This window comes from Brevundimonas sp. AVps31 (genome assembly GCF_058681355.1).
This window is the reverse complement of record NZ_CM178736.1, coordinates 3,542,405-3,560,398: the sequence shown is the minus strand read 5'-3', so window position 1 is coordinate 3,560,398 and position 17,994 is coordinate 3,542,405. Positions and strand designations below refer to the sequence as shown.

General features: G+C 66.1%; 18 protein-coding genes and 1 tRNA gene. 15 read left to right on the top strand and 4 right to left on the bottom strand.

Going from position 1 to position 17,994, the window contains the following annotated elements; translation table 11 throughout:
- The first annotated feature begins 135 nt into the window (after positions 1–135).
- A complete protein-coding gene (rpoC, locus tag ACW174_RS17530) occupies positions 136–4,332 on the top strand; it encodes a DNA-directed RNA polymerase subunit beta' (RefSeq protein WP_492015637.1) in 4,197 nt (1,398 codons plus the stop codon).
- A gap of 177 nt (positions 4,333–4,509) precedes the next feature.
- On the opposite strand, the gene ACW174_RS17525 is transcribed toward rpoC, so the two are convergent.
- On the bottom strand, positions 4,510–5,328 hold the full coding sequence (locus ACW174_RS17525; RefSeq protein WP_492015636.1) for a hypothetical protein: 819 nt from the start codon (positions 5,326–5,328) through the stop codon (positions 4,510–4,512).
- A gap of 64 nt (positions 5,329–5,392) precedes the next feature.
- Positions 5,393–6,004 (bottom strand): hypothetical protein, encoded by a 612-nt coding sequence (locus ACW174_RS17520; protein ID WP_492015635.1) that lies wholly within the window; start codon positions 6,002–6,004, stop codon positions 5,393–5,395.
- Here ACW174_RS17520 and ACW174_RS17515 point away from each other — a divergent pair.
- From ACW174_RS17515 to tuf, 5 genes are all read left to right on the top strand, one after another.
- The gene (locus tag ACW174_RS17515; protein WP_492015634.1) at positions 5,989–6,459 is read left to right on the top strand and encodes a TonB family protein; all 471 of its coding nucleotides are present in this window, start codon (positions 5,989–5,991) and stop codon (positions 6,457–6,459) included. The genes ACW174_RS17520 and ACW174_RS17515 overlap by 16 nt on opposite strands.
- Before the next feature lie 261 nt (positions 6,460–6,720).
- Positions 6,721–7,092 (top strand): 30S ribosomal protein S12, encoded by a 372-nt coding sequence (gene rpsL, locus ACW174_RS17510; RefSeq protein ID WP_055832311.1) that lies wholly within the window; start codon positions 6,721–6,723, stop codon positions 7,090–7,092.
- An 84-nt stretch (positions 7,093–7,176) separates the two neighbouring features.
- A complete protein-coding gene (gene rpsG, locus ACW174_RS17505; protein ID WP_168044696.1) occupies positions 7,177–7,650 on the top strand; it encodes a 30S ribosomal protein S7 in 474 nt (157 codons plus the stop codon).
- 145 nt (positions 7,651–7,795) lie between these two features.
- Complete coding sequence (gene fusA / locus ACW174_RS17500; protein WP_492015633.1) at positions 7,796–9,877, top strand: elongation factor G; 2,082 nt, start codon at positions 7,796–7,798, stop codon at positions 9,875–9,877.
- 87 nt (positions 9,878–9,964) lie between these two features.
- Positions 9,965–11,155, top strand: a complete 1,191-nt coding sequence (gene tuf / locus ACW174_RS17495; RefSeq protein ID WP_492014552.1) for an elongation factor Tu — start codon at positions 9,965–9,967, stop codon at positions 11,153–11,155.
- A gap of 99 nt (positions 11,156–11,254) precedes the next feature.
- Here the strand turns inward: tuf and ACW174_RS17490 are convergent, their stop codons facing one another.
- A complete protein-coding gene (locus ACW174_RS17490) occupies positions 11,255–11,821 on the bottom strand; it encodes a YdcF family protein (RefSeq protein WP_492015632.1) in 567 nt (188 codons plus the stop codon).
- Between the two features lie 135 nt (positions 11,822–11,956).
- On the opposite strand from ACW174_RS17490, the gene ACW174_RS17485 reads away from it, so the two are divergent.
- The 7 genes from ACW174_RS17485 to rplA all read left to right on the top strand — a co-directional run bounded on the left by ACW174_RS17485 (position 11,957) and on the right by rplA (position 16,002).
- The gene (locus tag ACW174_RS17485; protein ID WP_492015631.1) at positions 11,957–12,088 is read left to right on the top strand and encodes a hypothetical protein; all 132 of its coding nucleotides are present in this window, start codon (positions 11,957–11,959) and stop codon (positions 12,086–12,088) included.
- 94 nt (positions 12,089–12,182) lie between these two features.
- Complete coding sequence (locus ACW174_RS17480; protein WP_492015630.1) at positions 12,183–13,523, top strand: hemolysin family protein; 1,341 nt, start codon at positions 12,183–12,185, stop codon at positions 13,521–13,523.
- Positions 13,524–13,655: 132 nt separating this feature from the next.
- Positions 13,656–13,731 (top strand) — tRNA-Trp (locus tag ACW174_RS17475).
- A 73-nt stretch (positions 13,732–13,804) separates the two neighbouring features.
- Positions 13,805–14,095, top strand: a complete 291-nt coding sequence (secE, locus tag ACW174_RS17470) for a preprotein translocase subunit SecE (protein ID WP_492015629.1) — start codon at positions 13,805–13,807, stop codon at positions 14,093–14,095.
- 16 nt (positions 14,096–14,111) lie between these two features.
- Positions 14,112–14,681, top strand: coding sequence for a transcription termination/antitermination protein NusG (gene nusG / locus ACW174_RS17465; RefSeq protein ID WP_492015628.1), 570 nt, complete (start codon positions 14,112–14,114; stop codon positions 14,679–14,681).
- 195 nt (positions 14,682–14,876) lie between these two features.
- Complete coding sequence (rplK, locus tag ACW174_RS17460) at positions 14,877–15,308, top strand: 50S ribosomal protein L11 (RefSeq protein WP_492015627.1); 432 nt, start codon at positions 14,877–14,879, stop codon at positions 15,306–15,308.
- A 4-nt stretch (positions 15,309–15,312) separates the two neighbouring features.
- A complete protein-coding gene (gene rplA, locus ACW174_RS17455; RefSeq protein ID WP_492015626.1) occupies positions 15,313–16,002 on the top strand; it encodes a 50S ribosomal protein L1 in 690 nt (229 codons plus the stop codon).
- 133 nt (positions 16,003–16,135) lie between these two features.
- Here rplA and ACW174_RS17450 read toward each other — a convergent pair whose 3' ends face one another.
- Complete coding sequence (locus tag ACW174_RS17450) at positions 16,136–16,744, bottom strand: NAD(P)-dependent oxidoreductase (RefSeq protein ID WP_492015625.1); 609 nt, start codon at positions 16,742–16,744, stop codon at positions 16,136–16,138.
- Between the two features lie 57 nt (positions 16,745–16,801).
- Here ACW174_RS17450 and ACW174_RS17445 point away from each other — a divergent pair, with 57 nt between their 5' ends.
- Positions 16,802–17,218, top strand: coding sequence for a winged helix-turn-helix transcriptional regulator (locus ACW174_RS17445; protein ID WP_492015624.1), 417 nt, complete (start codon positions 16,802–16,804; stop codon positions 17,216–17,218).
- A 120-nt stretch (positions 17,219–17,338) separates the two neighbouring features.
- The gene (locus ACW174_RS17440; protein ID WP_492015623.1) at positions 17,339–17,983 is read left to right on the top strand and encodes a DUF47 domain-containing protein; all 645 of its coding nucleotides are present in this window, start codon (positions 17,339–17,341) and stop codon (positions 17,981–17,983) included.
- Positions 17,984–17,994 lie beyond the last annotated feature (11 nt).

The window sequence follows — 17,994 nt, the reverse complement described above, 5'->3', positions numbered from 1 at the left end:
AGTGAAGCGTGAGTGGTGAGCAGTGAGGAGCCGGCGGTCGCCGCAGCCTCACTCTCCCACTCACCGACACTTTTCACTTTTCACCTGATCCACACTGAATTTTACGCGGCCCCCTCGCCGCAGAAGGAACTCAAGATGAACCAGGAAGTCCTGAACATCTTCAACCCGGTCCCGGTCACCCCGACCTTCGACCAGATCCGGATCGCCCTGGCCTCGCCGGAAAAGATCCGCTCGTGGTCGTTCGGCGAGATCAAGAAGCCGGAAACCATCAACTACCGGACGTTCAAGCCCGAGCGTGACGGCCTGTTCTGCGCCCGTATCTTTGGCCCGACCAAGGACTACGAATGCCTGTGCGGCAAGTACAAGCGCATGAAGTACAAGGGCATTATCTGCGAGAAGTGCGGCGTTGAAGTCACCCTGGCCCGCGTTCGGCGCGAGCGGATGGGTCACATCGAGCTGGCCTCGCCGGTCGCCCACATCTGGTTCCTGAAGTCGCTGCCGTCGCGCATCTCGCTGATGCTGGACATGGCGCTGAAGGACGTGGAGCGCGTGCTCTACTTCGAAAACTACATCGTCACCGAGCCGGGCCTGACCCCGCTGAAGCAGAACCAGCTGCTGACGGAAGACGAGTTCTACCGTTACCAGGACGAGTTCGGCGATGACGGCTTCACCGCCGAAATCGGCGCCGAGGCCGTGCGCAACCTGCTGATGGGCATCGACCTGCACGCCGAGGCCGAGCGCCACCGTGGCGAGCTGGCCGACAGCCCGTCGGAAATGAAGGCCAAGAAGGCTTCCAAGCGCCTGAAGCTGATCGAGGCCTTCCTCGAGAGCGGCAACAAGCCCGAGTGGATGATCCTGAACGTCGTTCCGGTCATCCCGCCGGAACTGCGTCCGCTGGTGCCGCTGGACGGCGGCCGCTTCGCGACCTCCGACCTGAACGACCTGTATCGCCGGGTCATCAACCGGAACAACCGCCTGAAGCGCCTGATCGAACTGCGCGCGCCGGACATCATCATCCGCAACGAAAAGCGGATGCTGCAGGAATCGGTCGACGCCCTGTTCGACAACGGCCGTCGCGGCCGCGTCATCACGGGCGCCAACAAGCGTCCGCTGAAGTCGCTCGCCGACATGCTGAAGGGCAAGCAGGGCCGCTTCCGCCAGAACCTTCTGGGCAAGCGCGTCGACTACTCGGGTCGTTCGGTCATCACCGTCGGTCCCGAGCTGAAGCTGCACGAGTGCGGCCTGCCCAAGAAGATGGCGCTGGAGCTGTTCAAGCCGTTCATCTACGCGCGCCTTGACGCCAAGGGCCTGTCGGGCACCGTCAAGCAGTCCAAGCGCATGGTCGAGCGCGAGCAGCCGCAGGTCTGGGATATCCTCGACGAGGTCATCCGTGAGCACCCGGTCCTGCTGAACCGCGCGCCGACGCTTCACCGTCTGGGCATCCAGGCGTTCGAGCCGAAGCTGATCGAGGGCAAGGCCATCCGCCTGCACCCGCTGGTCTGTACCGCGTTCAACGCCGACTTCGACGGCGACCAGATGGCCGTCCACGTCCCGCTGAGCCTTGAGGCCCAGCTGGAAGCGCGCGTCCTGATGATGTCGACGAACAACATCCTGTCGCCCGCCAACGGCAAGCCGATCATCGTGCCGTCGCAGGACATCGTCCTGGGTCTGTACTATCTGTCGCTGGTCAAGGAAGGCGAGACGGGCGAAGGCAAGCTGTTCGCCAACATGGGTGAAATCGACGCCGCGCTCGACGCCGGCGCTGTGACCCTGCACACCAAGATCAAGGCCCGCTGGACCGAGATGAATGCGGAAAGCGTCGTCGTCACCAAGGTGATCGACACCACGCCGGGCCGTATGAAGCTGGGCGCCCTGCTGCCGCACAACGCGAACATCGGCTACCGCCTGCTCGAGAAGAACCTGACCAAGAAGGAAATCGGCAACCTGATCGATCAGGTCTACCGTCACTGTGGTCAGAAGGCGACGGTCATCTTCGCCGACCAGATGATGCAACTCGGCTTCCGCGAAGCGGCCAAGGCCGGCATTTCGTTCGGCAAGGACGACATCGTCATTCCGGCCGCCAAGGCCGGTCTGGTCGCGGAAACCCGCACCCAGGTGGAAGAGTACGAGCAGCAGTACGCTGACGGCCTCATCACCAAGGGCGAGAAGTACAACAAGGTCGTCGACGCCTGGGCCAAGGTCACGGACAAGATCGCCGACGCCATGATGGGCGAGATCGCCCAACCGCGCGTTCTGGCCAAGGGTCAGAAGCCGGACATCAACTCGGTGTTCATGATGGCCAACTCCGGAGCCCGTGGTTCGCAGGCCCAGATGAAGCAGCTGGGCGGCATGCGCGGCCTGATGGCCAAGCCCTCGGGCGAGATCATCGAGACGCCGATCATCTCGAACTTCAAGGAAGGCCTGACCGTCCTTGAATACTTCAACTCCACCCACGGCGCCCGTAAGGGGCTGGCCGACACCGCGCTGAAGACCGCCAACTCCGGCTATCTGACGCGTCGTCTGGTCGACGTGGCGCAGGACTCGATCGTCACCGAGGACGATTGCGGCTCGACGCGGGGCATCACCCTGCGCGCCGTGGTCGAAGGCGGCGACGTGCTGGTCTCGCTGGGCCAACGGGTTCTGGGTCGCTATGCGGCCGAGGACATCAAGGAGCCGGGCGGCGACAAGGTTCTGTTCCCGGCCGACACCTACCTGCAGGAAGAAGAAGTCGAGGTCATCGACAACGCCGGCGTCCAGTCCATCAAGGTCCGTTCGGCCCTGACCTGTGAAGCCGAAGCCGGTATCTGCGCCTTCTGCTACGGCCGTGACCTGGCCCGTGGCACGAACGTCAACATCGGTGAAGCCGTGGGCGTCATCGCCGCCCAGTCGATCGGCGAGCCCGGCACCCAGCTGACGATGCGGACCTTCCACATCGGCGGCACCGCGCAGGTGGCGGAAACCTCGTTCTACGAGGCGACCAACCCCGGCACGGCGAAGATCAACGGCCCGACCGTTCAGGCCGCGCACGGTGATCTGGTGTCCATGAGCCGCAACGTCACCGTCGTCGTGACCGTGGACGGCAAGGACCGCGAGACCCACAAGGTCCCGTACGGCGCCCGCATCCGCGTCAAGGAAGGCGGCGACATCGCCAAGGGCCAACGTCTGGCGGAGTGGGACCCCTACACCACCCCGATCCTGACGGAAGTCGCCGGTACGGTGCGCTTCGAGGACCTGGTCGAAGGCCTGTCGGTCAAGGAAGAAACCGATGAAGCGACGGGCATCGCCCAGCGCGTGGTTTCCGACTGGCGCGCCAGCCCCCGCGGTTCGGACCTGCGTCCGGCCATGGGCGTGACCAACGGCGACGCCTACGCCAAGCTGGCCTCGGGCTCTGACGCCCGTTACCTGCTGCCGGTGGGCGCGGTTCTGTCCGTGAACAACGGCGACCAGGTCAAGCCGGGCGAGATCATCGCCCGCGTTCCGACCGAAGGCGCCAAGACCCGCGACATCACCGGCGGTCTGCCGCGCGTCGCCGAACTGTTCGAAGCTCGCCGTCCGAAGGACTGCGCGGTCATCGCCGAGATGGATGGTCGTGTGGAGTTCGGTCGCGACTACAAGAACAAGCGTCGCATCAAGATCACCCCGGAACTGGACGCCGACGGCAACCAGGGCGAAGCGGTGGAATTCCTGATCCCGAAGGGCAAGCACATCTCCGTCCACGACGGCGATCTGATCCAGAAGGGCGACTACATCATCGACGGCAACCCGGATCCGCACGATCTGCTGCGCATCCAGGGCGTCGAAGCGCTGGCCGAATACCTCGTGAACGAAGTGCAGGAAGTCTATCGCCTGCAAGGCGTGCCGATTAACGACAAGCACATCGAGGTCATCGTCCGTCAGATGCTGCAGAAGGTCGAAGTCCTGGATTCGGGTGAAACCACCCTGATCCGCGGCGACACCGTCGAAGTGGCCGAGGCCGTTCTGGAGAACCAGAAGGTCGAGAAGCGCGGCGGCCGTCTGGCCATCACGCAGCCGGTCCTGCTGGGCATCACCAAGGCGTCGCTGCAGACCCGCAGCTTCATCTCGGCGGCGTCGTTCCAGGAAACGACGCGCGTGCTGACCGACGCTTCGGTCAACGGCAAGCGCGACACCCTGGAAGGCCTGAAGGAAAACGTCATCGTCGGCCGCCTGATCCCGGCCGGTACGGGCGCCTACCTGCGCAGCCTGCAGAAGATCGCCAACGAGCGTGACGCCGAGCTGACGCAAGCCCGCGAAGACGCGGTCGAGCCTCTGCCGGCCGACCTGGCCCTGGAGCTGGAAAAGTCGGAAGGCTGATCCGGGTTCAGACCCTGAACTGAAAGAAGGGCGGCGTCGAAAGGCGCCGCTCTTTTTTGTTGGGCGCTACCGCGCGCGCCGCGCGCGCGCGGCTTGAGCGCGGTTTCGGGCGCGACGCCCATGACGCGGTCGCTCGTGACGCGGAAATGCGACGACGAGTTCGGCTACCCGCCTGACCTACTCCCGGTCGAAGCCGGCCCCCGGGGTCATCGGCTGGCCGGTCGCGCGGTCGCCGTCGCGGCGGGTGCGGACATTGCGGGTCGAGTCCGGCTGCAGCGACTGATCCAGATGCGCCCCGGCGACGCCCATGCCGAAATTCGAGCCCGGCCCGTCCTGGGGGCCGACAATGCCCGTGCCGCCCGACAGCGGACGGCGGCGCGCTTCATACCGGGCCAGGGCCGCCGCGCCTTCGCGGGCGAAGCGGGCGTCGCGCTCGGGGTTGCCGGTGCCGGAGATGGGCGGGGCGGCGGCGGCGCGTTCGCCGAAACGATCCTCGCAGATGGCGCGCTCCTCGCGGCTCAGGAGTTGCGGGCTGGCGCAGCCCGGACCGCGGGTGCGCATCCCCCGCCCGACGCGGTCGCCCAGGGTCTCGGGCCGGACCTGCCAGCTGTCCGCCGTGGCCGGCGGCGCGGGCACGCCGGGGGCCGGGGTCTGCAGGCGGGGAGACGGCTGGGGCTGATCCTCATCCCGGTCTCGCGGCCGGGGCAGGGGCAGACCCAGGAAGGTGGGGCGGGACTCGGTCGGGGCGGGGGCCGCCTCGGTCGGCGCGGCGACGGGCGCGGGCTGGGGACGGGGCTGCTCGTCCGCCAGGAGAGGACGCGGCTCGATCTCGACGAAGATGACCGGCGGAGCCGGGGGCTGGAACGGTTGGTCGGGCGCCAGCACCCGCAGCGCCAGCCCGCCCAGAATCACGACGTGGGCGGCCACCGAGGCGCCGATCAGCAGCGGCTTGCGCCAACGCTGCCCTGAGGGCCCTGTCCACGCGCGCCCTGTCATGCCGTCTCCCTGTCCGCACGGCAGATGAAGCGGCTGGCGTGGCCGTAATGGGGCCTGAACCTCATCATCGTTCCCCGAAGAGGGACCGGAGGCCGGGATAGGCGCCCTCGCCGCGGGTATAGGACCGCCACGCCTCGTTCGCCTGCGCCTGACGATCGAAGCCCTCTTCACGCGCCTGGTCCGAGGCGGAGGCCCGGGATGGCGCGACCTCGGCATAGGTTTCGGGCGGGCGGTCCCGGTCGGGGGCGGCGCCGACCAGGCAGAGCCTTCGGCCCAGCCGGTCGCCGGGCGGGGCGGGGCAGGGCAGGCGCGCGGGCGGATTCAGGCCTGCCCGGACGCGCCAGCCGTCCTCGATGGTCGGACCCGCCTCGGCGGTGGCGGGGGCGGCCGGGCGGGCCGGACCGGACCGGGTTTCGGACGGCGGCGGCGCGGGGACCGCGGCGGCGTCCACAGTCGGGCGGCGGGGGCGGGGCGGGGCGCCGGACACGCGGGCCGGCCGTCCGGACATGGCGGGCGTCAGGTCCAGCGGCAGGACGATGAGATCGGGCTGGGCGGGTGTCGGCAGGACGCGCGGCACGCTGAGCGCCATGGGCAGCAAAACCGCGACGTGGATCAGCAGGGCGGCTCCGACCAGCGGCGCGCGCGTCCTGAGCTCCCTGTATGTCCAGCCCCCCAAGTCGCGCCCCCGTCCGACCGATGTGCGGACAGGGGAGGTGGCGAGCGTGGCTGTATTACGGCGCGAACCGGACCTTTCCGGACACGGCTTCGTTGTGCGAGGTTGAGGGGATGATCATCCTGCTCGCCCTCTTGCCCCTCCTGCTGCCGCCACAGGACGCGCCGCCGCCGCACGCCGTGACCGAGCTGTCCGAAGGAGTCGTTACCGGAGCGCGGGAAGGGCGCGTGACTTTAGAGTGCGTGATTCGGCCGGATGGCGGGCTTCGCGATTGCCGGGTCATCTCTGAAAGCCCGCGTGGCGCTGGTTTCGGACGCGCCGCTCTGGACGCGGCGAGTCGGACCCGGCGCAGCGTGCTAGGCGCCGGCGGTGGCGGGCGGGTGCGCTGGACGCAGCGTTACGTCGTCCCTGCCGAACCGTCGCCGCCCGTGCACCCGACGGACCCTCCCAACCCTTGACCTCACGGCCCTGCGCGCGTAGAAGCCGCCCACTTTCGAGAAGGATGTCCCCGGACCTCCGTCGCGATCGTGACAATCCAGCGAACGGGCTGTTGCCCGCCGGAACGCCCAAAGCGCGCGTTCCGGCTTTTGTGTTTGTCCCGACCACGGCTCGGAAACTCCACCCGGGGCGGCCTCACCGCCGTCCGAAAAGAAGGCTCACCGGGGCGCTCCGGCCGAAAGGCACACGCCCCCATCGACCAAGAAGAGAACGAGTACTCGATGCCGACTATCAACCAGCTGATCCGCAAGCCGCGCCAACCCAAGCCGGTCCGTAACAAGGTCCCGGCCCTGAAGGGTTGCCCGCAACGCCGCGGCGTCTGCACCCGCGTCTACACCACGACCCCGAAGAAGCCGAACTCGGCTCTGCGTAAGGTCGCCAAGGTCCGTCTGACCACCGGCATCGAAGCCGTTTGCTACATCCCCGGCGAGGGCCACAATCTGCAGGAGCACTCGGTTGTGCTGATCCGCGGCGGCCGCGTGAAGGATTTGCCCGGCGTTCGCTACCATATCCTGCGCGGCGTGCTCGACACGCAAGGCGTCAAGGACCGCAAGCAGCGCCGTTCGCACTACGGCGCCAAGCGTCCGAAGTAAGCGTTCACCGCGTCATTCCATTCGCCGGTCCATGCCTTCGGGGCCTGGACCGGCCGTTCGATACCGATTTAGAAGGCCTAGCCCATGTCCCGTCGTCACCGCGCACAGAAGCGCGAAGTCCTGCCGGATCCCAAGTTCAAGGATCTGACCGTCACCAAGTTCATGAACTACGTCATGTACGAAGGTAAGAAGGCCGTCGCCGAGAACATCGTGTACGGCGCCTTCGACATCCTGGCTGACAAGAAGAAGGACCAGGAGCCCGTCGCGACCTTCCACACCGCGCTGGAAAACGTCGCCCCGGCGGTCGAAGTCCGTTCGCGTCGCGTCGGCGGCGCCACCTACCAGGTGCCGGTCGAGGTTCGTCCGGACCGCCGCAAGGCGCTGGCCATCCGCTGGCTGGTCAACGCCGCCCGCAAGCGCGGTGAAAACACCATGACGGAAAAGCTGGCGGCCGAGCTGCTGGACGCTTCGAACAACCGCGGCACCGCCGTGAAGAAGCGCGAAGACACCCACAAGATGGCCGAAGCCAACCGCGCTTTCAGCCACTACCGCTGGTAACGCCTTCAAGGGGCCATACCTGGTCCCTATCTAGTGACTATCCGGCGCGGGCGGTTTGAGCTAAATCGCCCGCGCTCGCTTATCCGCACAGATCGACATCTCCCCGAGGGCGCCCATCGCGTCCTGAACTCAAGGCACGCTTCTCATGGCCCGTCTCAACAAGATCGAGGACTACCGCAACTTCGGCATCATGGCGCACATCGACGCCGGCAAGACGACGACGACCGAGCGGATCCTGTACTACACCGGCAAGAACCATAAGATCGGCGAAGTCCACGACGGCGCCGCGACCATGGACTGGATGGACCAGGAGCAGGAACGCGGCATCACGATCACGTCCGCCGCGACGACCGCTTTCTGGAAAGACAAGCGCCTCAACATCATCGACACCCCCGGACACGTGGACTTCACCATTGAAGTCGAGCGCTCGCTGCGCGTCCTCGACGGCGCCGTGACGGTGCTGGACGGCAACGCCGGCGTCGAGCCGCAGACCGAAACCGTCTGGCGCCAGGCCGACAAATACCGCGTGCCGCGCATCGTCTTCGTCAACAAGATGGACAAGATCGGCGCCGACTTCGACGCCTCGGTCCAGTCGATCCGCGACCGTCTGGGCGCCAAGGCCGTGCCGATCCAGTTCCCGATCGGCGCCGAGTCGAACCTGACGGGTCTGGTCGACATCGTCGCCATGAACTCGGTCGTCTGGGACAACGACGCCCTGGGCGCCAACTTCACCGTGGGCGAGATCCCGGCGGACCTGGTCGACAAGGCCAATGAAGCCCGCCAGTACCTGATCGACAACGCCGTCGAACTCGACGACGAGGCGATGGAAGCCTACCTCGAAGGCACCGAGCCCTCGATCGAAGTGCTGAAGAAGTGCATCCGCAAGGCCGTGCTGACCGGCGCCTTCTATCCGATCCTGTGCGGCTCGGCCTTCAAGAACAAGGGCGTGCAAACCCTGCTGGACGCCGTCGTCGACTACCTGCCGTCGCCGGTCGACATCCCGCCGACCCCGGGCATCGACTACAAGACCGAAGAGCCGGTCGTGCGTCGCGCCTCGGACGAAGAGCCCCTGTCGGTTCTGGCCTTCAAGATCATGGACGACCCCTTCGTCGGCTCGCTGACCTTCTGCCGCCTGTACTCGGGCAAGATGGAAACGGGCATGGGCCTGCTGAACTCGACCCGTGACCGCAAGGAACGTGTCGGCCGCATGCTGCTGATGCACTCGAACAACCGCGAGGACATCAAGGAAGCCTACGCCGGCGACATCGTCGCCCTGGCCGGCCTGAAGGACACCCGCACGGGCGACACCCTGTGCGACCCGCTGAAGTCGCCGGTCATCCTGGAGCGTATGGAGTTCCCGGCGCCGGTCATCGAGATCGCCGTCGAGCCCAAGACCAAGGCCGACCAGGAGAAGCTGGGCGTCGCCCTGGCCAAGCTGGCGTCGGAAGATCCGTCCTTCACCGTCTCGACCGACCACGAGTCGGGCCAGACGATCCTGAAGGGCATGGGCGAGCTTCACCTGGACATCAAGATCGACATCCTGAAGCGCACCTACAAGGTCGAGGCCACCATCGGCGCGCCGCAGGTCGCCTACCGTGAATCGATCAGCCGCAAGGCCGAGATCGACTACACGCACAAGAAGCAGACCGGTGGTACGGGCCAGTTCGCCCGCGTCATGCTGACCTTCGAGCCGGGCGAGCCGGGTTCGGGCTTCGTGTTCGAGTCGGGCATCGTCGGCGGCGCCGTGCCGAAGGAATACATCCCGGGCGTCGAGAAGGGCCTGGAATCGGCCAAGGAAAACGGCCTGCTGGCCGGCTTCCCGCTGATCGACTTCAAGGCGACCCTGACGGACGGCAAATACCACGACGTCGACTCCAGCGTGCTGGCGTTCGAAATCGCGGCCCGCGCCGCCTTCAAGGAACTGCGCGAAAAGGGCGGACCGAAGCTGCTCGAGCCGATCATGGCCGTCGAGGTCGTGACCCCGGAAGAGTATCTGGGTTCGGTCATCGGCGACCTGAACGGCCGTCGCGGCATGATCCAGGGTCAGGACATGCGCGGCAACGCCACCGTCGTGAACGCCTTCGTGCCGCTGGCCAACATGTTCGGCTATGTGAACACGCTGCGTGGCATGTCGCAGGGCCGCGCCGCCTTCACCATGCAGTACGACCACTACGAAGCGGTGCCGCAACACGTCGCCGACGAAGTCATCAAGAAGTACAGCGCCTAAACCCCAACCAAACCCGACGGGCCCGAGGGCCCGTCGGACCCCTGAAAATTAGGATCAGCCCCCTGTTCAGGGGACGGAGAGAAGAGAATGGCCAAGGAAAAGTTCGAACGTAACAAGCCGCACTGCAACATCGGCACGATCGGTCACGTTGACCACGGCAAGACGACGCTGACGGCGGCGATCACGATGACGCTGGCCAAGGCCGGTGGCGCCAAGGCCATGGCCTATGCCGACATCGACGCGGCTCCGGAAGAAAAAGCGCGCGGCATCACGATCAACACGGCGCACGTGGAATATGAGACGGCCAACCGTCACTACGCCCACGTCGATTGCCCGGGCCACGCCGACTATGTGAAGAACATGATCACCGGCGCCGCTCAAATGGACGGCGCGATCCTGGTGGTTTCGGCCGCTGACGGCCCGATGCCGCAGACCCGCGAGCACATCCTGCTGGCCCGTCAGGTCGGCGTGCCGGCCCTGGTGGTCTTCATGAACAAGGTCGACCTGGTCGACGACGAAGAGCTGCTGGAACTCGTCGAGATGGAAGTGCGCGAGCTGCTTTCGTCCTACCAGTTCCCGGGCGACGACATTCCGATCACCAAGGGCTCGGCCAAGGCCGCGACCGACGGCGTGAACCCGGAAATCGGCGAGCAGCGCGTGCTGGCCCTGATGGAAACCGTCGACAGCTACATCCCGCAGCCGGAACGTCCGGTCGACCTGCCCTTCCTGATGCCGGTCGAAGACGTGTTCTCGATCTCGGGCCGCGGCACCGTGGTCACGGGCCGCGTCGAAAAGGGTATCGTCAAGGTCGGTGAAGAAGTCGAAATCGTCGGCATCCGTCCGGTCCAGAAGACGACCTGCACGGGCGTCGAAATGTTCCGCAAGCTGCTGGACCAGGGTCAAGCCGGTGACAACGTCGGCGTTCTGCTGCGCGGCACCAAGCGTGAAGACGTCGAGCGCGGTCAGGTTCTGTGCAAGCCGGGTTCGATCACCCCGCACACCAAGTTCCTGGCCGAGGCCTACATCCTGACCAAGGAAGAGGGCGGCCGTCACACCCCGTTCTTCACCAACTACCGTCCGCAGTTCTACTTCCGTACGACCGACGTGACTGGCATCGTGCACCTGAAGGAAGGCGTCGAGATGATCATGCCCGGCGACAACGCCGAGCTGAACGTCGAGCTCATCACCCCGATCGCCATGGATCAGGGCCTGCGCTTCGCCATCCGTGAAGGCGGCCGCACCGTCGGCGCCGGCGTCGTCGCCAAGATCATCGAGTAGTAGAACTCGAGGATCTGACGATCTGAAATGAAACGGCCCCCGGAGCGATCCGGGGGCCGTTTTCGTTGGGGCGGCCGCCCCGCGCGCCGGTCGGTCGCGTCAGCCCCCGAGGTAGCTGGCGTAGCCCGGGATTTCGCGGGCGAGGGCGTAGAAGTCCCGGGGCTCGAAATAGTCGGGATGGGCCGAGCCGACGCCGGGGAGGCCTTCCTGCGCGAAGGCCAGCTTTGTGCGCGGGATATGGAAATACTGGCTGACCACGATGGCGCTGTGCAGGTCATGGGCGCGCATGAGGGCGGCGGCGTTCCGGGCGGTGGCGCGGGTGTCCACGCCTTGATCGTCGACGATGACGGCGGCCTCCGGCACCCCCTGCGAGACAAGCCAGCGCTTCATCGCCGTGCCTTCCGGCACGCCTTCCACGCCCGTGCCGCCGCTGACGAGGATGCGTGACGTCCAGCCCTCTCGATAAAGCTCCAGCGCCCGCCCCAGGCGGGCCCGAAGACGGGGGGAGGGCGTGCCGTCCGGATGGACCTTCGAGCCCAGCACGACGGCGACATCGCTGTGACGAACCTCGTCCGTCAGGCCGTCGGCGACGATCAGGCCCGCGCAGGCGGCAAACAGGACGGCGCCCGCGGCGGTCGCGCCCGCCAGTCCCCGGATCACGTTCATGCTCGTCCAACTCCTGTGGTTCGCCTGTCAGGCGGCCTGACGCGGTTAACAGCGCAACCGCGGGGAGGCTTGCCCTTGCCGAAACCCGAATCCTCCGTCTTTGTGCGAGACAGTTGTTAAGGTTTCGGTAACCACATGCGTCGCGCGATCCACATCGGACTGTTCATCGGCACCCTGATCGGGATGTCTGCCTGCGCGAGCGTGAAGCCGGACGACGGCGCGTCGCGCGGGCCCTACGGCGGGGTCGAGATCGGCCGTCGCGGTTAAGCCCGCCGGAAATCCGTGGCGGTTTCAGCGAAACGCCCCTATCATTGGTGTTGCGGATGCCGACTGTTGCGCCGCGCTGGTCCTCCCCACCTAGATGTTAGCCATCGCCATCGTCGTCGTTCTGCTCCTTGTGGTGCTCAACGGCGTCTTCGCCATGACCGAACTTGCGGTCGTTTCCTCCCGTAAGTCGAAGCTGCAAAGCCGCGCCGAACGCGGAGACCGGGGCGCCCGCGTGGCGCTGAAGCTCTCCGAGAACCCGACCCATTTCCTGTCCGCCGTGCAGGTGGGCATCACGGCCATCGGCATTCTGGCCGGCGCCTACGGTCAGGCGACCATCGCGGGGGAACTGGACAAGATTCTCGAAGCCGCCTTCCCGGCGCTGACCGCCTACACCCAGATTTTCTCGACGGCCCTGGTGGTCATCTGCATCACCTATGTCTCGCTGATTGTCGGCGAGCTGGTGCCCAAGCGGCTGGCGCTGATCTTCCCCGAGTCGATCGCGGCCAAGATGGCCGGGCCGATCTCGACCCTCGCCATTGTGCTGAAGCCCTTCGTGATTCTGCTCACGGCCTCCACCTCCGGGATCCTCAAGCTGCTGGGGGTCAAGGACCGGGACGGTTCGGACGTGACCCAGGAAGAGGTCGAGATCATGATCGCCGAGGGCACCTCGGCCGGTCTGATCGAGCCTGAAGAGCAGACGATGATCGAGGAGATCCTGACGCTGGGGGACCGCCCGATCCGGGTCGCCATGACCCCGCGTCACGAGGTCTTCTGGATCGCCCTGGACGACACCGACACGCAGCTGCGTGATGAAATTCGCACCTGCCCCTATTCCCGGATCGTCGTGGCGCGCGAGAGCGACGTCGATAACCCGCTGGGCGTGGTCCACAAGAAGGACCTGCTGGACAGTCTGCTGACCAACGGCAAGTTCGATATCGAGGCCCTGGTGCAGACGCCGGCCTTTATCCCGCAGTCGACCTCGGTGCTGAAGGCGCTGGAGATCCTGAAGGGGTCGAAGGTCCATATGGCCTTCCTGGTCGATGAGTTCGGCGCCTTCGAGGGCGTGGTCACCGCCACCGACCTGCTGGAAATGATCGCCGGCGACTTCGACGAGAGCCATGATGAGGCGGACGCCTATATCCACCAGCGCGAGGACGGCAGCTGGCTGGTCGACGGGCAGACCGATCTTGAGGACCTGTCGGACGAGCTGGGCGAGGATTTCGGCGAGGCCGAGGGCTTCCACACCGTCGCCGGCCTGGTGCTGCACCAGTTGTCGCGCGTGCCCGACGAGGGCGAGGTGCTGCAACTGGGCCGCTTCGAGGTGGAGGTCATCGACATGGACGACCGCCGCATCGACAAGCTTCTGTTCCGCCAGGTCGTGGACAAGAACGACGAGGCGCAGGCCGTCGCGGCCCATCTTGAGGAACAGGGATAACGACGGTTCTTGCGACGATATGGCCTCAACGCCGTAACGACGCTTGAAAAGGCCGTCGGGGTGGGGCATAGCCCCGCCTCTGGCGAAAGCAACTGCGTTCGGGACACCCCGCCGCCTTTGACTTTCTGCTCCAGGAGTTTAGCTCAGCTGGTAGAGCACCGGTCTCCAAAACCGGGGGTCGTGGGTTCGAGTCCCCCAACTCCTGCCATTTTCCCCCTGTCGCAACCGGATGGGACTTCCCATCTGGTTGTGACAGGTTCGATTGTTTGAAGAGACGCCGCATGGCCAAGGCCAAGACTCCTTCGGGACGCCGTCCCCAGAACGCTCAACCGGCCATCGCCGGCAGCGCCGTCGCGGCTGACGCCCCGACCCCGAAGAAGCGCACGTCGATTCCCCAGTTCGCCAGCCAGGTCCGCGCCGAGGGGCGCAAGATCGTCTGGCCGACCCGCAAGGAGACCTGGATCACCTCGGTGATGGTCTTCATCATGGTCGCGATCGCCACCGTCTTCTTCGCCGTTGTCGATTTCGGCCTGACCAGACTGTCCCAGTTCGTCCTCGCGCTCGGCCAGTAAGAGAGACCGCTCCCCAATGACCGACGTCGCCAAGCCCGCCAACTCGCGCCACAAGTGGTACATCGTCAACGCCTACTCGAATTTCGAGAAGAAGGTTGCCGAGCAACTGCGCGAGCAGGCCAAGCAGCAGGGCCTCGCCGACCAGTTCTCGGAAATCCTGGTCCCGACCGAAGAGGTCGTCGAGATCCGCCGCGGCCGCAAGGTGAACTCGGAACGCAAATTCTTCCCGGGCTATGTGCTGGTGAAGATGGAAATGACCGACCAGGCCTATCACCTGGTCAAGAACACTCCGAAGGTCACGGGCTTCCTGGGCGCCGCGGGCGGCACCAAGCCGCTGCCGGTCTCGGAACGTGAAGTTCAGCAGATCGTCGGTCAGGTGGAAGAGGGCGTCGAACGTCCGAAGCCCACCATCCGCTTCGACATCGGCGAGACCGTCAAGGTCATCGATGGCCCGTTCGCCAGCTTCGACGGTCAGGTCGAGAGCGTCGACGAGGACGCCGCCCGCCTGCGCGTCGCCGTGTCGATCTTCGGCCGTCCAACCCCGGTGGATCTGGAATACAATCAGGTGGAGAAGGTCGCGGCCTAAGCCTCGACCCCATCACGGATTTCGCAGCGGCGGCCCTCGGGCCGCCGTTTGCATTTCCACCCCTTGTCCGCTATACGCGCGCCTCGCTCTGGACAGGGCGACGCGAGCAATCGCGCAAATCCGTGGGAGGCAGCCATGCCAGACCACGGCTCACCGGTTCCGATTGAGTTCGGAATCACCGTTTAGGAGAGACCAATGGCCAAGAAGATTCTCGGCTACATCAAGCTGCAGGTGCCCGCGGGCTCCGCCACGCCTTCGCCCCCGATCGGGCCGGCTCTGGGTCAGCGCGGCGTCAACATCATGGGCTTCTGCAAGGAGTTCAACGCGCGCACCGAGAAGGAAGCCAAGGGCACCCCGCTTCCGACCGTCATCACCGTCTATCAGGACAAGTCGTTCACCTTCCTCACCAAGACGCCGCCGGCGACCTGGTACCTGAAGCAGGCCACCGGCCTGAAGTCGGGCGCCAAGCTGACCGGCCGTGAAACGGTCGGCAAGGTCACGCGCACCCAGCTGCGCGAGATCGCCGAGAAGAAGATGAAGGATCTGAACGCCAACGACCTGGATCAGGCCGCCAAGATCATCGAAGGCTCCGCTCGCGCGATGGGCCTCAACATCGTGGAGGGCTAAGAGCATGGCCAAGCAAACCAAGGCTTTCAAAGCCCGCACCGGCGTCAGCGAAGACCTGATCCCGTTCACCGACGCGATCAAGCTGGTCAAGGACAACGCCAAGGCCAAGTTCGACGAGTCGATCGAGATCGCCGTCAACCTGGGCGTCGACCCGCGTCACGCCGACCAGCAGGTCCGTGGCGTCGTCAACCTGCCGTCGGGCACCGGCCGTGACGTTCGCGTCGCCGTCTTCGCCAAGGACGCCAAGGCTGATGAAGCCCGCGCGGCCGGCGCTGAACATGTCGGCGCGGAAGATCTGTACGAGAAGATCAACGGCGGCTTCATGGAGTTCGACCGCGTCATCGCGTCGCCCGACATGATGGCCCTGGTCGGTCGTCTGGGTAAGGTGCTGGGCCCGCGCGGCCTGATGCCGAACCCGAAGGTCGGCACCGTGACCCCGAACGTCGCCCAGGCCGTCAAGGACGCCAAGGGCGGCGCGGTCGAGTTCCGCGTCGAGAAGGCCGGTATCGCTCACGGCGGCATCGGCAAGGCCTCGTTCACCCAGGAAGCCCTGGAAGCCAACGTGAAGGCTTTCGTGGACGCTCTGGTCCGTTCGAAGCCGTCGGGCGCCAAGGGCACCTACGTCAAGAAGATCAGCCTGTCGTCGACGATGGGCCCGGGCTTCAAGATCGACCCGGCTTCGCTGGGCGCCTGATCGGCTCCTGCGAACTGACATGATGAAGGCCCCGGAAGAGCGATCTTCCGGGGCCTTTTTCGTTTTGGCCTGGCGCCTGTCGGCGGCTTGAGGCTGGGATGGGCCGATCACGCGGGGACAGGGCGGCCGCGTCTCAGTAGGCCGCGGTGAACCGCGCGCGGCTGTGCCGGTGCTGCTCCAGTTCGTCGATCATGGCGATGGCGTAGTCGGCGAAGCTGATCCGGCTGTCGCCCCTGGCGTCGGTGATCAGCTGGTCCGTGCCGGTGCGGAAGGCGCCCAGACGTGGACCTTCCTCGATCAGGGCGGCGGGGGAGAAGAAGGTCCAGTCCACCCCGGTTTCACCACGCAGATCGTCGAGGAAGGCGATGCCGGGCAGGGCGTAGGGCCTGAACGCCTCCGGGAAGGCCGGGGTGTCGATCAGGCGGACGCCCGGCGCGACCTCAAGACTGGCCGCGCCGCCGGTGACCAGCAGGCGGGGGACGCCCGCGGTTTTCAGGGCGGTCAGGAGGGTTTCGGCGGTGATGTCGTGATGAAGCGCGCTGATCACCGCATCGGCGCCCTTGAGCAGGGTGGCGAGGGCGGTCGGGTCGGACGCATCACCGGCCACGGCCGTGACGCCGTCGGCGGCCGGGATGGTGTCCGGCTTGCGGGCGACGGCGGTCACGGCGTGCCCGCGCGCGGCGGCTTCACGGGTGATTTCAGAGCCGGCGCGACCGCTGGCGCCCAGTACGACGATCTTCATGGGGTGGGTGTCCTTGGTGGTTTCCAATGGATACCAAGTGCGATATGGATATCGGCCATGCAAGAAGGCACCGAAATCTCATCTGGTCACCCGCCGGTAACCGCCCCCGCTTTCGAACGGGGCGATGTCTATGCCGCGCAATGCCCGACGCGGCTGCTGCTGGACCGGATCGCCGACAAGTGGACGACGCTGCTGCTGACCACGCTGGACGAAGGGGCCATGCGCTTCAATGCGCTGAAGCGGCGGATCGACGGGGTGTCGCAGAAGATGCTCAGCCAGACCCTGCGTCAGATGGAGCGCGACGGGCTGGTGCTGCGCCATGTCGAGGCCACCGTGCCGGTCAGCGTGACCTATGAGATCACGCCGCTGGGCCGGACCCTGGTGGTGGCGCTGCGTCCGATGATCGACTGGGCCGAGACCCGGATGGGCGATGTCGAGGCTGCGCGTCAGACTTACGACGCGCGGCGGGTCTGACTCCGTGACGGGCGTGTCGGCATTTGTGAAGAACGCTCCGCGACCTGACGGGTTGACGCACGCGCCCTGACGCGGGAGTGAGCGCAAAGGATCGCGACCGCGGTTCGGGGAGGATCGTCGATGTTGGGCTGGTTTCAGAGTCTGCTGCCGAAGGAAGAGAATTTCTTCCGGCTGTTCGACGCCCATGCGGCGACCCTGATCCAGGGCGCGGAGGCGCTGCGCAAGGTTCTGGAGGGCGGCGATGACGTGCCGCGCTGGTGCCAGCGGATCGTGGACCACGAGCATGAGGCCGACGCCGTCGCGCGCGAGGTCCTGTTCGCCGTCCGCCGCAGCTTCATCACCCCGTTCGACCGGTCGGACATCCGCGGCCTGACCAACTCGCTGGATGACTCCATCGACCAGATGCAGAAGACGGCCAAGGTCATCACCCTGTACGAGATCCGCGACTTCGCCCCGCATATGCGCCAGCTCGGCGACATCGCGGTGGAGGCGGCGACCCTGACGGTCGAGGCGGTCGGCCTGCTGCCGGCCATGCGCCGCAACAGCGGCCGTCTGAACGAGCTGACAGAGAAGATCGCCCGGCTGGAGAGCGACAGCGACGCCCTGTACGACGCGGGCATGAAGGCGCTGTACGAGCAGCACAAGGCGGGCAACGCCATGGCCTTCATCACCGGCGCGGAGGTCTATGACCACCTCGAGAAGGTCGTCGACCGGTTCGAGGACGTGGCCAACCGGATCAACGGCGTTCTGGTCGAACACCTGTAGGGAGCGGCCCG

What these genes read in the sequence shown, in the direction of transcription:
- rpoC (WP_492015637.1), top strand. Translation starts at nt 136, where the DNA reads ATGAACCAGGAAGTCCTGAACATCTTCAACCCGGTCCCGGTCACCCCG.
- ACW174_RS17525 (WP_492015636.1), bottom strand. Translation starts at nt 5,328, where the DNA reads ATGACAGGGCGCGCGTGGACAGGGCCCTCAGGGCAGCGTTGGCGCAAG.
- ACW174_RS17515 (WP_492015634.1), top strand. Translation starts at nt 5,989, where the DNA reads ATGTCCAGCCCCCCAAGTCGCGCCCCCGTCCGACCGATGTGCGGACAG.
- rpsL (WP_055832311.1), top strand. Translation starts at nt 6,721, where the DNA reads ATGCCGACTATCAACCAGCTGATCCGCAAGCCGCGCCAACCCAAGCCG.
- rpsG (WP_168044696.1), top strand. Translation starts at nt 7,177, where the DNA reads ATGTCCCGTCGTCACCGCGCACAGAAGCGCGAAGTCCTGCCGGATCCC.
- fusA (WP_492015633.1), top strand. Translation starts at nt 7,796, where the DNA reads ATGGCCCGTCTCAACAAGATCGAGGACTACCGCAACTTCGGCATCATG.
- tuf (WP_492014552.1), top strand. Translation starts at nt 9,965, where the DNA reads ATGGCCAAGGAAAAGTTCGAACGTAACAAGCCGCACTGCAACATCGGC.
- ACW174_RS17490 (WP_492015632.1), bottom strand. Translation starts at nt 11,821, where the DNA reads ATGAACGTGATCCGGGGACTGGCGGGCGCGACCGCCGCGGGCGCCGTC.
- ACW174_RS17485 (WP_492015631.1), top strand. Translation starts at nt 11,957, where the DNA reads ATGCGTCGCGCGATCCACATCGGACTGTTCATCGGCACCCTGATCGGG.
- ACW174_RS17480 (WP_492015630.1), top strand. Translation starts at nt 12,183, where the DNA reads ATGTTAGCCATCGCCATCGTCGTCGTTCTGCTCCTTGTGGTGCTCAAC.
- secE (WP_492015629.1), top strand. Translation starts at nt 13,805, where the DNA reads ATGGCCAAGGCCAAGACTCCTTCGGGACGCCGTCCCCAGAACGCTCAA.
- nusG (WP_492015628.1), top strand. Translation starts at nt 14,112, where the DNA reads ATGACCGACGTCGCCAAGCCCGCCAACTCGCGCCACAAGTGGTACATC.
- rplK (WP_492015627.1), top strand. Translation starts at nt 14,877, where the DNA reads ATGGCCAAGAAGATTCTCGGCTACATCAAGCTGCAGGTGCCCGCGGGC.
- rplA (WP_492015626.1), top strand. Translation starts at nt 15,313, where the DNA reads ATGGCCAAGCAAACCAAGGCTTTCAAAGCCCGCACCGGCGTCAGCGAA.
- ACW174_RS17450 (WP_492015625.1), bottom strand. Translation starts at nt 16,744, where the DNA reads ATGAAGATCGTCGTACTGGGCGCCAGCGGTCGCGCCGGCTCTGAAATC.
- ACW174_RS17445 (WP_492015624.1), top strand. Translation starts at nt 16,802, where the DNA reads ATGCAAGAAGGCACCGAAATCTCATCTGGTCACCCGCCGGTAACCGCC.
- ACW174_RS17440 (WP_492015623.1), top strand. Translation starts at nt 17,339, where the DNA reads ATGTTGGGCTGGTTTCAGAGTCTGCTGCCGAAGGAAGAGAATTTCTTC.